A 13,016-nucleotide genomic window follows, 5' to 3' on the forward strand; every position below is an offset into this window, starting at 1 on the left:
TTGATACAATAAAAACTAAACGCAAAGTTAAATAAGCAACGCAAGCCATGACTCAAACAACACCAAAACGCCCTCGTCGTCGAGGTAGGCTATTTCCAGAATACACGATCCCGCCAGAAGAACTAGCCAGACGCGAAGCTGAAAAACAAGCACGCTGTCAGCGGAGTCGGGTAGCTTTTGAACAAGTTAGCCCGCAATTGATAAATGACCATTACAACTGGTTCATTATTATTGAGCCAAATAGCGGTGATTATTTTATCGATCCCGATGAAGAAGTAGCGAATCAAAAAGCGCGTCAAAATTATCCTAGTGGCTGGCTCGTTACTTTCCGAATCAATGAGACAGGAGCCTGTGGGATGATATGATTTCAGGTAGGTTTGGTGATATCGGCGAGCTAACTTTTGAAATTGATTTAATTGCAGCTGATGGAGAAAGATTTACTGTAGAAGTGTTACTAGATACAGGGTTTACGACAGGCTGGCTGGCACTTGATACCCAAGATGCTGAAAGTTTAGGATGGTCTGTGATTGAACGTAATCGGACAATGCAGACGGCACGGGGATGGGAGTATTTTGACATATATGAGGGAAGAGTTGTACTGGATGGACAAGAGTACATTATTCCCGTTTTGGCGGGAGGAGGTATTCCCGAATCTCTACTGGGTTTGCAATGGTTGAAAATGCTGCCACTGACTGTGAATTTTGTCGCAGGTGTGCTGACGCTGGGGTAAATAGGAAAAAGCGATCGCACTCCCCAACCCCCACCAGATCAAAAGTGCGATCGCTTCCTAAACGTGGTAAGCCGTTATCGCTACTTGCATATCAGAACTGTAGATAGATTCAACTCTAGGGAAAGTCGGATGGCTCCACCAAACCTTAACTCGATTTCCTTTTGCTGGTGCAGATCCAATTCTGATATAGCCAGCATTTACCATCAATTGTTCAAAATCAGCTACAGGTAAAGTTTTAGCTGAAATTGGGGGAATGCCTTGGATGGTGTGTTTATCAAGGGTCATAACTCCCTTGATAGGTACTATATATCCGATAACCGGGTAATACTAACGCCATCCCAGCAAAACTATGAATTGTACCCGGATAAGTTTCTTCAGCTTCACTACCACCGATGCGTATTTTGAGGGAGCCAAACCAAAGATAAAAGCCTGGAATTAGAGCGTCCATGCTGTAGGCGATCGCACTCAACCGATCACAAATCGGACTAGATGTAGAACCTTTCCATGAACTTTTTCTATTGTTGCTATATGGATCGTGAGAGGTCTGCATGACATCCTCCTTTAGCAAGCAGTGTACAGATTACTGTCAAGCAAAAAATACCAATTATACCTAATTATTTAGAATAGCAAATTATAGATTTAATGTCAAATTGGTACGTTGTTGCGCTTCAGCGCTCTTTAAGATAGCGCTGAAGCGCAACAACATATCTGACAGGGCTAGGGCTAAAGATTATCGGCTGTAAAGTTGGGTAAGCTCTAAAAGACGATCGCACAATTCTTTGGTAATAACTTCGGATGTTTCGTAGCGCCAGCGCCAGTTACCGGGAATTTTACTGGGGTCGTTCATTCTCCCGCTATTATCCAAACTTAAAATATCTTGGAGTGGGACGATCGCTAAGTCGGCTACTGAAGCCAAAGATACACGAATCATCAACCAATTAATTTCTTTAATTTCTTCGGGATCTGAATAACCAAGGTATTTAGCGACTAATTCCTTCTCTGCTGAACTGGCTTGCTTCCACCAACCCAATGTTGTATCGTTGTCGTGAGTGCCGGTATAAACTACGCAGTTTTTTACATAATTGTGCGGTAAATAAGCGTTGTCAGAACCTTCGCTGAAGGCAAACATCAAGATACGCATACCGGGAAAGTCGAAACTATCGCGCAATTCTTCAACTTCCGGTGTGATAATACCTAAATCCTCTGCCAATACTGGAATATTTCCTAAAGTAGTGCCGAGAGTTTCAAAGAATTCTACTCCCGGCGCTTTTACCCACTCACCATTAATAGCATTTTCTTCCCCTGCCGGAACTTGCCAGTACGCTTCAAATCCTCGGAAGTGGTCAATACGAACTATGTCTACATATTGCAGCGTTGCCTTAAATCGCTTTATCCACCAAGCATAGTTAGTTTTTTGCAATTCATCCCAGTTATAGACTGGGTTTCCCCACAACTGTCCGGTGGCGCTGAAATAATCTGGGGGAACACCAGCTATAAATGCCGGTTCTAACGTTTCCGGGTCTAGTTTAAAAATCTCTGGATTTCCCCAAACCTCGGCGCTGTTATGACAAACATAAATAGAAACATCGCCAATTATTTTAATATTTTTATTATTGGTATATTCCCGCAGTTTTCTCCATTGTTCAAAAAATTTAAACTGCAAGAATTTCTGGAACGTGATGCTGTCTTGCAAAACCTCAGCTTGGGCTTTCAGGGCGTCTGGTTCCCGGCGCGCGATCGCTTTTTCCCAATAATTCCAACTCTTGCCAAAGTTCGCTTCCGATAACGCCATAAACAGAACGTAATCATCCAGCCAATCAGACTGCTCTTGACAAAATTGTTCAAATTCTGTATGGCGTTTGTTGCTTAAAGATTGCCGGAAGCGATCGTAAGCAAGTCTGAGAAATTTAGATTTGTGGGAGATGACTTTATCGAAATCAACCATATTAGGATTTTGGTCTGGACTTGACGGTAGCGCTGTCAGATCGTCGGCGCTTAATAAGCCTTCTTCTGCTAATATGTCAAGACTAATAAGTAAAGGATTTCCGGCAAAGGCGCTAAAGTTCATCGTATAAGGCGAATGTTCGTACCCTGTTGGCCCCAGCGGCAGAACTTGCCACAACTTTTGACCGCTTCTCTCTAAGAAATCTACGAATTCGTAAGCCGATTTTCCCAGATCGCCAATCCCAAATCGGCTTGGCAGACTGGTCGGGTGTAACAAAATTCCACTGGATCGTTGAAAACTCATGGCAATTTTTTATATTGTCCAAAAGTTAACAATAGCGCTTGAAGCAAAGGATTTCTATAATACTTTAGATAGATCTCAGTGAACAACCAGAAACCGGGTTTCTAAGGGCGCGGCAGTTTTACGTTTAATTATGCCCACCTACTTAACTACGGGACTTGGAAAGACAATTTCCACCGTTAGTGAGATGTGCCCGACGCGATCGCAGCTTAAAATAGGTCAAAAGGCCGGATAATGAGAAAGTACGGCTATAAAAGTTACGTCACCTAGCGTGACAGACTCAAATCTAAAATCCAAAATCTAAAATCTAAAATCCAAAATTGACTGTGGACAAAATGCAGAACTTAACATTAAATGACGACCCCCTGTGGTTTAAGAACGCCATCATTTATGAAGTGCCCGTTCGCGCCTTTGCCGATAGTAACGCTGATGGCATTGGCGATTTTCGGGGGCTAACCGAAAAACTGGATTACCTGCAAGATTTAGGAATCACCGCAGTCTGGTTGCTGCCTTTCTTTCCTTCGCCGTTACGGGATGATGGCTACGATATTGCCGACTACACCAATGTCAACCCGATTTATGGCACGTTGTCAGATTTCAAAGACTTTTTGTCAGCAGCTCATCAGCGGGATATTCGCGTAATTATTGAGTTAATTATTAACCATACTTCTGACCAGCATCCGTGGTTTCAGCGGGCGCGTAGGGCACCCAAGGGCAGTAACGAACGAGATTTTTACGTTTGGAACGATACCCCGGAAAAATACGAGGAAGCGAGGATAATTTTCAAAGATTTTGAAACATCTAATTGGGCTTGGGATTCTGTTGCCAAAGCTTATTACTGGCATCGCTTCTACTCCCATCAACCAGATCTAAATTATGACAATCCTGCTGTGCGTCAAGCGGTGTTTGAAGTTCTCGATTTTTGGTTGGATATGGGGGTAGATGGGTTACGTATGGATGCGGTTCCTTATCTGTACGAACGGGAAGGAACTAATTGCGAGAATCTGGCAGAAACTCATCATTTTCTGAAGCAACTGCGATCGCGCACAGACGCCAAATACCCAAACCGGATGCTGCTAGCTGAGGCGAATCAATGGCCTGAAGATGCGGCACAATATTACGGGGAGGGGGATGAGTGTCACATGAACTTCCATTTTCCCCTCATGCCTCGCTTGTTCATGTCCCTGCGGATGGAAGATAGTTTCCCCATTATCGACATCCTCAAACAAACTCCTACCATTCCCGATAACTGTCAGTGGGCATTATTCCTTCGTAACCACGACGAACTCACCCTGGAAATGGTGACTGACGAAGATCGGGACTATATGTATCGCGTTTATGCCCAAGATGCGGACATGAGAATAAATTTGGGCATTCGCCGCCGACTAGCGCCGCTGTTGAGTAACGATCGCCGTCAGATCGAATTACTCAATAGCTTGCTGCTGTCACTCCCAGGAACTCCCGTCCTGTACTACGGGGATGAAATTGGTATGGGAGATAACGTTTACGTAGGCGATCGCAATGGCGTCCGCACCCCCATGCAGTGGACTGGCGATCGCAATGCCGGTTTCAGTCGCGCCAACCCCCATAAGCTATTTTTACCAGTCATTGTTGAGTCAGAATATCACTACGAAGCAATCAACGTAGAGGCACAACGGAGTAACCCCAATTCTCTCTGGCATTTCATGAGACGCCTGATGGCAACCCGCAAGCGTTTCCAAGCATTGGGTAAAGGAACTTTTGAATTCCTGCATCCAGAAAACCGCAAAGTGCTTGCCTTCACCCGCACCTACGGTGACGAACGCATCTTGGTGGTGGCGAATTTATCGCGCTTTGTGCAAACGGTGGAACTAGATTTATCACCCTTTAAAGGCGTAATGCCAGTTGAAATTTTTGGTCGCACTCAGTTCCCACCCATTGGCGATTCGCCCTACTTCATCAGCATTAGTCCTTACGCATTTTATTGGTTTACTCTCAAACCTCAACTTAACTTAAACCAGCTACCGAAACCGCAAACACAGTTACCGACTTTAGCTGTCAGCGGCAAGTGGCCGAATGTTTTTTCCCAACCAGAATTGAAAGCGAATCTGGAGTCTATTCTGTCGGATTATCTGTATACCTGTGCCTGGTTTACTCACAAAGACAGAACTATTTCTAATGCACAGATCGTGGAAGCGATCCCGATATCCTATAAAGATAAAGAAGCTAGGATAATTCTATTCCGAATCGAGTATATCCAAGGAGAAGCCCAAACTTATCAACTCTTCCTATCTTACGCAGAAGGCGAATCAGCAATACATTTTTTGGCGGAAAGCAGCGCGTGTGCGATCGCACGTCTTCAGTTGCAAGGAAAAGATGAAATTGGGGTATTATTCGATGCTATAGCGGACAAGAATTTTCTTACCTCCCTGCTGACTGGAATTGTCCACAATAGTTCCTACCGGGGAATGGTAGGAGAACTGGTTGCGACTACAACCGATCTATTTCCTCCAGAAGCTTTAAATATTCACCTCGAAACAAATCTTATGCGAGGAGAACATAGGAATACTTCTGTAGTTTATGGCGATCGCTTTATCCTCAAACTCTTCCGCAAAGTTGAGGAAGGCGTTAACCCAGATCTGGAGATCCGGCGCTTCCTGGGTGAGAAAAAACTTTTGAAACACTTTACCCCTATCACCGGATATCTGGAGTATCGTCGCTCAAAAACCGAAGCAATTACAGTGGCGATATTGCAAGAATATGTCCAAGATGCCCGGAATAGCTGGGACTATACCCTCGATAGTCTGCGCGACTACTTCGATCGCATTACTACCCAGCAAACAGAAATTACCGAAGTACCCATTCCCGCAGTTTCCCTGTTAGATTTACAGGGAACGGATATTCCCCCATTAGCAAACCAAACGATCGGTCCCTACCTAGCTTTAGCGCAACTTTTGGGTCAGTCAACCGCCGAACTTCATGTTGCTTTAGCTTCCGATCGAGAAAATCCCAACTTTGCCCCAGAACCCTTCTCAACATTTTACCAGCGTTCTATCTACCAGTATGCACGCAACCTGACGGGACAAGTATTTTTGTTGTTGAAAAAACGATTGAAATCCTTACCACCCGACACCCAAGAATTGGGGCATCTTGTCCTCAATCGCCAAGAAGAATTTCTGGGACGCTTCCAGTTAATCCTCAACGAAAAGATTACGGCGATGCGTACCCGCTATCATGAAGATTATCATTTAGGACAAGTGCTTTACACGGGTAATGACTTCATTATCATTGATTTTGAAGGCGATCCGACTCGCACTTTGAGCGAACGACGCATGAAGCGATCGGCCCTACGAGATGTAGCTGGAATGTTGCAATCTTTCTATTATGCTGCTAGCATTGCACTCCGCAGCGAAATAGAAAGCGGTACGATTCGCCCTGACAATCTTCCCGTGATGAAAGCTTGGAGTACCTTTTGGTACAAATGGGTGAGTGCTGCTTTTCTTAATTCCTATCTAGAAGTTGCAGGTAAAGATAGCTTCTTACCAAAAAATCAGCAAGAACTGCAAGTGTTGCTGGATGGGTATTTGTTGGAGAAAATTATCTACGATTTGGGCTACGAACTCAACAATCGCCCAGATAGGGTGGAGATTCAACTACAGCGTTTACTTCAGCTTTAAGTAATAGATGTAGGTGTGTTGCAGACACCCTAAGTTTTATTTTTATTTTGTTCATGTGGAGGTCGATCGCATTTATAGCAACCGCCAAGGCGATTAAGACATTCTCAATTCCTGAAACGTTGGCGGATTCTAAACACTTCTTCCCCTAGTCCCTAGCCCCTAGCCCCTAGTCCCTAGCTATATTATGCTCAATTCCGACAACTTAACTTTGCTTTTGAAGGTCAACGGCACCCAACATACCTTGCAAATTGACCCGCGTGTCACATTACTGGATGCGTTACGAGAGAAAATTGGACTGACCGGGACTAAAAAGGGTTGCGATCGCGGTCAGTGTGGCGCTTGTACAGTGTTAGTTGATGGACGGCGCATCAACTCTTGCCTGACACTTGCCGTCATGTATCAAGAAACTGAAATTACCACAATTGAAGAACTGGCGAAGGGTGAAGAACTGCATCCAATGCAAGCTGCCTTCATTAAACACGATGGGTTTCAGTGTGGATATTGTACTCCCGGTCAAATTATGTCTGCCGTTGGTCTTTTAGCTGAAGGATGCCCCAGTGACGATGCCGAAATCAAAGAGTGTATGAGTGGGAATATCTGTCGTTGCAGCGCTTATCCCGGTATTGTTGCCGCTATTCAAGAGGTTCGCCAAATGGGTTCTTTCGAGTCAAATATGCGGTCGTAGTAGCACAGCGTCATCAATATCTCGGTCATACCAAGATTTAAATTATGCCGTGCTACTACAAAATGTTTATTTTGAACATTAGCATAATAATTCCGAAAGACGCGAAATTCTTGAACCGCTAACACACCATCCGTTCTTCTCTTATCTGCGTTCATCTGCGTTCATCCCTCTTCATCTGCGGTAAAAATTTAACCAACGATGACAACAGACAATCTGACGATATCACTAATGTACTAAAGATGTAACCAAACACGATATAAAATATGAAACCATTCAGTTACGTGCGTGCCACGAATCAAAACACAGCTATTCAGGGAGTTGCCAATCGTCAAAGCGCCAAATTTATTGCGGGTGGCACGAACTTAATCGATTTGATGAAAGTAGAAGTAGCGCAACCAGATCGACTTGTTGATATTACCCAATTACCATTATCCGAAATTGAAATAAATTCCGATGGTTTGCGAATAGGGGCGTTAGTAAGGAATAGCGATTTAGCATATCATCCAGAAGTGCGATCGCATTACCCCCTCCTTTCCCAAGCTATCCTGGCAGGGGCATCGCCGCAACTCCGCAACATGGCAACAGTCGGCGGCAATTTGATGCAGAGAACGCGCTGCTACTATTTTATGGATATTGCAGCACCTTGCAACAAACGAGATCCCGGTGTCGGTTGTGCCGCAATTGAGGGATATAACCGCATTCACGCTATCTTTGGGGCAAGCGACAAGTGCATCGCCACCCATCCTTCTGATATGTGCGTGGGACTGGCGGCGCTAGATGCTAGAGTGCGCGTGGCGGGTTCAAATGGCGATCGCACTATTCCCATCGCAGACTTTCACCGTTTACCTGGAGACATACCAGAAAGAGATACCGTACTAGAACAAGATGAACTGATCGTCGCTATCGATTTACCAAACTCACCCTTTGCCAAAAACTATCACTATCTCAAAGTTAGAGATCGCGCTTCCTACGCTTTTGCCCTAGTTTCCGTTGCTGCTGCCCTTGAGATTGAGAATGGCACAATTAAAGCAGCAAGAATAGCATTAGGTGGAGTTGCCCATAAACCTTGGCGGGCATTAGTCGCAGAAGATATTTTAGTCGGTGCCAAACCCATCCAAGAAACCTTCACCGCTGCTGCTACAGCAACCATCAGGGAGGCCAAACCATACCGACACAATCAATTTAAAGTCGAAATGGCAAAACGTGCGATCGTTCGGGCATTGATAAATGCAACAGAGAAATCTTAAAACATCGATCAAATCTTTTCTCTTCTCTTCGCGTCTTCGCGGTTCGTCAAAAAAACATCTGATATCGTCAAATTGTCTGTTGTTATCGTTGGTTAAATTTTTACCGCAGATGAAGACAGATGAACGCAGATGAACGCAGATAAGAATAAGAACACAAATTTTTTAGTAACCGATGCGTAAGGACATGATATGAATCAAACAATTGGCAAACCCATAAATCGAGTTGACGGTCGCCTGAAAGTCACAGGTGACGCCAAATACTCTGGCGAAATTCCTCTAGAGAATATCGCTTATGGCGTCATAATTACCAGCACGATCGCACGCGGTCGCATCAAACACATCGACACCAGCGTTGCCCAAAAATCCTCCGGCGTAATTGGGATAATCACCCACTTGGATGCGCCCAAACTCTACGCCCGTCCGAACTTCGGTCACGAAGGTGCTGCGGGAGAAAAACTTGCACCTTTGCAAAATCCCACCATTCACTACAGCGGTCAAGCAATTGGCGTTGCGATCGCCGATACCCTAGAACGCGCTACCTACGCTGCTTCTCTCGTCAAAGTTGATTATGAAGTGGAAACACCTCTAACCGAGATGGGAAAAGAAAGAAACCGGGCATATCCTATCAAAAAATTCGTTGAATTCACCGTAGAATTCGCGCTAGGCGATGCGGATGCCGAATTTGCCAAAGCAGAGGTAAAAATAGAAGCGACCTACACCACCCCTACCGAACATCACAATCCGATGGAACCCCACGCCACAGCAGCGGTTTGGGAGGGAGAAAACCTCACCGTTTACGATTCCACCCAGTATATCTTCGGTATGCGTGAGGGATTGGCAAAGATGTTGGGCATCCCGCACGCAAACGTGCGCGTGCTATGCAAGTTTATCGGTGGTTCGTTTGGTTGTAAATACGGGCTGTGGGCGCATACTCCCTTAGCTGCGATCGCTGCCCGCCAGTTTTGCCGTCCGGTGAAAATTGTCCTCACTCGCGAACAAATGTTTGGATTAGTCGGACATCGTAGCGAAACGGAACAGCAGATAAAATTAGGTGCAACTCCAGACGGTCGTCTTACAGCGCTGATTCATCAGGGCATTTCCCAGACTTCCATATTTGACGAATTTGTGGAAACCTTTACCACAACTTCCCGCACGATGTACGCCGTTCCCAACCTGCGGACAGCGCAAAGTGTAGTGCCCCTAAATAAGGGAACGCCAACCATTATGCGGGCACCGGGGGAAAGTGTGGGGACATTTGCCCTAGAATCGGCAATGGATGAACTTGCCTGGGCCCTCAAGCTTGACCCGATCGAGTTGCGACTTCGCAATTACGCTGAAGTACATCCCGCACGGCAAGTTCCCTGGTCGAGTAAATCCCTCAAAGAGTGTTACGCATTGGCGGCAGAAAAATTTGGTTGGTCGCGCCGCACCCCAGAACCGGGTTCTATGCGAGACGATCGTTATCTGATTGGTATGGGTATGGCGAGTGCTTGTTTCCCGATGGAACATTTTCCCGCTTCTGCCATTGCACGTATCTTCGCAGATGGCAGCGTTGTGGTGCAAAGCGGTTCCCAGGAAATCGGCACGGGAACGGCAACGGTAATGGCGCAACTGACGGCGGATGTGCTGGGTGTGCCGGTGGAGAAGGTGCGGTTTGAGTTTGGGGATACGGAATTAGCGCGATCGCCCGGTACTGTCGGTTCGGGTACTGCTGCTAGTGTCGGGACTGCGGTGCATGGCGCGGCAAAGGCAGTCCGGGCAAAGGTGCTGGCGTTGGCGCAAAAAGACCCGAATTCTCCCCTTTACGCAGTTCCCGAAACGGACATCGAAACATCACAAGAACGCATTTTTGTTAAGAACGATTCAGCTAAAGGGGAAACTTATCAGGCAGTTTTGGCACGCCACAATCTCCAACAGATTGATGCCAGCTTTGATGCCAAACCGCAAGAAGAAGAGGAATTTGCCAAGTGTTCTTTCGGGGCGCATTTTGTCGAGGTGCGGGTCGATCCTGAGTTGGGTGAGGTGCGTCTTACCCGCGTAGTGGGGGCGTTTGCGGCAGGACGGATTTTAAACGAAAAGACGGCCCGATCGCAAATAAGCGGTGCCACGATCATGGGCATCGGTATGGCATTGCACGAGGAAACCATCACCGATCCGCACACGGGACGAATTGTGAATGACAATTTAGCCGAGTATCACCTTCCCGTCAACGCCGATATTCCCCCAATTGATATCTATTTTATAGATGAAGTAGACACCCACGTAAATCCTATTGGCGTAAAAGGTGCGGGTGAAGTTGGCATAACCGGAATTATCGCCGCAATAGCAAATGCTGTTTATCACGCCACTGGCAAACGCATTCGCGATCTGCCAATTACACCAGATAAATTGCTTTAGATCGTTCGTTGTAGCTTGTTCGCTGTTGATTGCATAATTGACTAAAAAAATGAATGAATTACAGGCAATTATCGACGCATTTGCAGACATACAACGGAATCATAAAAATGCCGTACTTGCCACCGTTGTAAAAGTCAAAGGTTCAGCTTATCGCCGTCCCGGTGCAAGAATGCTGATTACCGAAGATGGTTATAGAGTAGGTGCAATTAGCGGCGGATGTCTGGAAGATGATGTTTGCGATCGGGCCAAGGAAGTCATCGCTACTGGTATACCCACAGTCGTTACCTACGACACTACCTCAGATGAGGATATTTTCTGGGGTTTGGGAATGGGTTGCAATGGCATCATCCAGGTATTAATTGAACCGCTTCAATCCCAGTTCAACATAGAACAATTAGCATTTTTATCTTGTTGTCTCCACTTGCGACAACGGGGAGTTATGGCAACTGTATTTCAGAGTAACATTACCAAGATTACCTCTGGCATCTTCTTAAATGAAAGCGGTACGCTAATCAATCAAGTTGAAGATGCAAAATTAGCTAAAAACATAATTGAAAATGCAAGAGAAGCACTTAAACATGGGAGAACATCGCAAATCAAATCATACCAATGGGAAAACACCGAAGCAGAAGTGTTGATTGAAGTAATTCACCCCCCCGTATCGCTGGTAGTTTTTGGTGCAGGTGACGATGCTATCCCCGTTGTGCGTTTGGCAAAAGAGTTAGGTTGGGATGTAACGATAATCGATCGCCGCGCTGCTTATGCCACATCAGCTCGCTTTCAAGAAGCAGATGCGATCGTAATCTGCCATCCAGAAGAGGTCCGATCGCACCTGACTCTAGATTGCCACACTGCTGCTGTGGTGATGACGCATAATTATTTGTGCGATCGCGACATCTTACAAACCCTGATTCCCTCTCCCTTACCTTACATCGGCATTCTCGGTGCGAGAAACAGAACCAAAAAATTACTTCAAGACTTACAGCAAATAGGATTTGTGCTAGATTCAGAACAACTTAACCGTCTGTATGCTCCAGTTGGCCTCGATCTTGGTGCTGAAACGCCACTAGAAATTGCTTTAGCAATTATAGCAGAAATTAAAGCCGTTATGGCAGAGCGTTCGGGTGGCTTTTTACGCAACCGCAAAGCACCTATTCACGTGCAAAAGCAGTACGATCGAACAAGCCAAATTTTGACGATTTCCGGTTCTTTTGGTATATGAGTGATATTGTCAAATTGTCTGTTGTCATCGGTGGTTAAAATTTTACCGCAGATGTAGGCGAAGCCTTCCCGTAGGGTAGACAGATGTACGCAGATACACGCAGATAAGAATAAGAACAGGAATTTTTTAGGTAACAGATGCGTAAGGACATGATATCAATCTAAAATCTAAAATATAAACTCTAAAATCGAATGACTGTTGCTATTCTAATTCTCGCTGCAGGATCGTCTACTCGTATGGGGATACCGAAACAACTATTACCTTATCGGGAACATACCTTATTATCTTATACAGTAGAAGTTGCTGTCGCTTCCGTCTGTCATCCCATTATCGTTGTTTTAGGAGCTTACGCCGAACAAATTCAACCGGAAATTAGCCAATATCCAATCCAAATAGTAGAAAATTACCGATGGAATGAGGGAATGAGTTCCTCAATTCAGGTTGGCATTCAAGCGTTAGATACTGTTGCTGAAAAACCTGAAGCGGTAGTCATAACTTTGTGCGATCAACCTTTTATATCAACTCAACTCGTGAATCAATTGGTTGAAACTTATTTTACCACAGGCAAACCAATTATTGCATCGAAATATGCGGGTAATTTGGGTGTACCCGCTTTATTTAGCAGCAGCTTTTTCCCTAATTTAATGAATTTGAACGGTGCAGAAGGTGCCAAAAAAGTCATTAAAAACTACAAACATCAAGTATTTTCAATTCCTTTTTCAGAAGGTACAGTTGATATTGATACACCAGCAGAATACAAGCAGCTTCAAAACTTAGTTGAAAATTGCTAGTGCTTTCTCAGGTATGTTGTTGCGATGCCGCGCTATTTTAAAT

The 13,016-nt window shown here is 45.2% G+C and carries 11 protein-coding genes; 8 read left to right on the plus strand and 3 right to left on the minus strand.

What is annotated here, in order from left to right; all coding sequences use genetic code 11:
- Window positions 1–47: 47 nt before the first annotated feature.
- Window positions 48–365, plus strand: coding sequence for a hypothetical protein (locus LAY41_RS14405; protein WP_249098785.1), 318 nt, complete (start codon window positions 48–50; stop codon window positions 363–365).
- A complete protein-coding gene (locus LAY41_RS14410; protein WP_249098787.1) occupies window positions 362–730 on the plus strand; it encodes an aspartyl protease in 369 nt (122 codons plus the stop codon). The genes LAY41_RS14405 and LAY41_RS14410 overlap by 4 nt, the downstream gene beginning before the upstream one ends.
- A 57-nt stretch (window positions 731–787) precedes the next feature.
- Here LAY41_RS14410 and LAY41_RS14415 read toward each other — a convergent pair whose 3' ends face one another.
- The 3 genes from LAY41_RS14415 to malQ all read right to left on the minus strand — a co-directional run bounded on the left by LAY41_RS14415 (window position 788) and on the right by malQ (window position 2,978).
- Window positions 788–1,015 (minus strand): hypothetical protein, encoded by a 228-nt coding sequence (locus tag LAY41_RS14415; RefSeq protein ID WP_249098789.1) that lies wholly within the window; start codon window positions 1,013–1,015, stop codon window positions 788–790.
- Complete coding sequence (locus LAY41_RS14420; RefSeq protein ID WP_249098792.1) at window positions 1,005–1,280, minus strand: hypothetical protein; 276 nt, start codon at window positions 1,278–1,280, stop codon at window positions 1,005–1,007. Before LAY41_RS14420 ends, LAY41_RS14415 begins: the two co-directional genes overlap by 11 nt.
- Window positions 1,281–1,460: 180 nt before the next feature.
- Complete coding sequence (gene malQ / locus LAY41_RS14425; RefSeq protein ID WP_249098795.1) at window positions 1,461–2,978, minus strand: 4-alpha-glucanotransferase; 1,518 nt, start codon at window positions 2,976–2,978, stop codon at window positions 1,461–1,463.
- Window positions 2,979–3,310: 332 nt separating this feature from the next.
- Between malQ and treS the strand changes: the two genes are divergently transcribed.
- The 6 genes from treS (at window position 3,311) to LAY41_RS14455 (ending at window position 12,973) form a co-directional block, all read left to right on the plus strand.
- Window positions 3,311–6,631 carry a maltose alpha-D-glucosyltransferase gene (gene treS, locus LAY41_RS14430; RefSeq protein ID WP_249098798.1) on the plus strand — a complete coding sequence of 1,107 codons (3,321 nt, stop codon included), beginning with the start codon at window positions 3,311–3,313 and terminating at the stop codon, window positions 6,629–6,631.
- 184 nt (window positions 6,632–6,815) lie between these two features.
- The gene (locus tag LAY41_RS14435) at window positions 6,816–7,316 is read left to right on the plus strand and encodes a (2Fe-2S)-binding protein (RefSeq protein WP_249098802.1); all 501 of its coding nucleotides are present in this window, start codon (window positions 6,816–6,818) and stop codon (window positions 7,314–7,316) included.
- Window positions 7,317–7,579: 263 nt separating this feature from the next.
- Window positions 7,580–8,563 (plus strand): FAD binding domain-containing protein, encoded by a 984-nt coding sequence (locus LAY41_RS14440; protein ID WP_249098805.1) that lies wholly within the window; start codon window positions 7,580–7,582, stop codon window positions 8,561–8,563.
- A 189-nt stretch (window positions 8,564–8,752) separates the two neighbouring features.
- On the plus strand, window positions 8,753–10,960 hold the full coding sequence (locus LAY41_RS14445; RefSeq protein ID WP_249098809.1) for a xanthine dehydrogenase family protein molybdopterin-binding subunit: 2,208 nt from the start codon (window positions 8,753–8,755) through the stop codon (window positions 10,958–10,960).
- A gap of 49 nt (window positions 10,961–11,009) precedes the next feature.
- Entirely contained in the window at window positions 11,010–12,182 is a 1,173-nt protein-coding gene (locus tag LAY41_RS14450; protein ID WP_249098811.1) for an XdhC family protein, read from the plus strand.
- Window positions 12,183–12,373: 191 nt separating this feature from the next.
- Window positions 12,374–12,973, plus strand: coding sequence for a nucleotidyltransferase family protein (locus LAY41_RS14455; RefSeq protein ID WP_249098814.1), 600 nt, complete (start codon window positions 12,374–12,376; stop codon window positions 12,971–12,973).
- Window positions 12,974–13,016 lie beyond the last annotated feature (43 nt).

The organism is Argonema galeatum A003/A1 (assembly GCF_023333595.1).
GTDB lineage: Bacteria > Cyanobacteriota > Cyanobacteriia > Cyanobacteriales > Aerosakkonemataceae > Argonema > Argonema galeatum.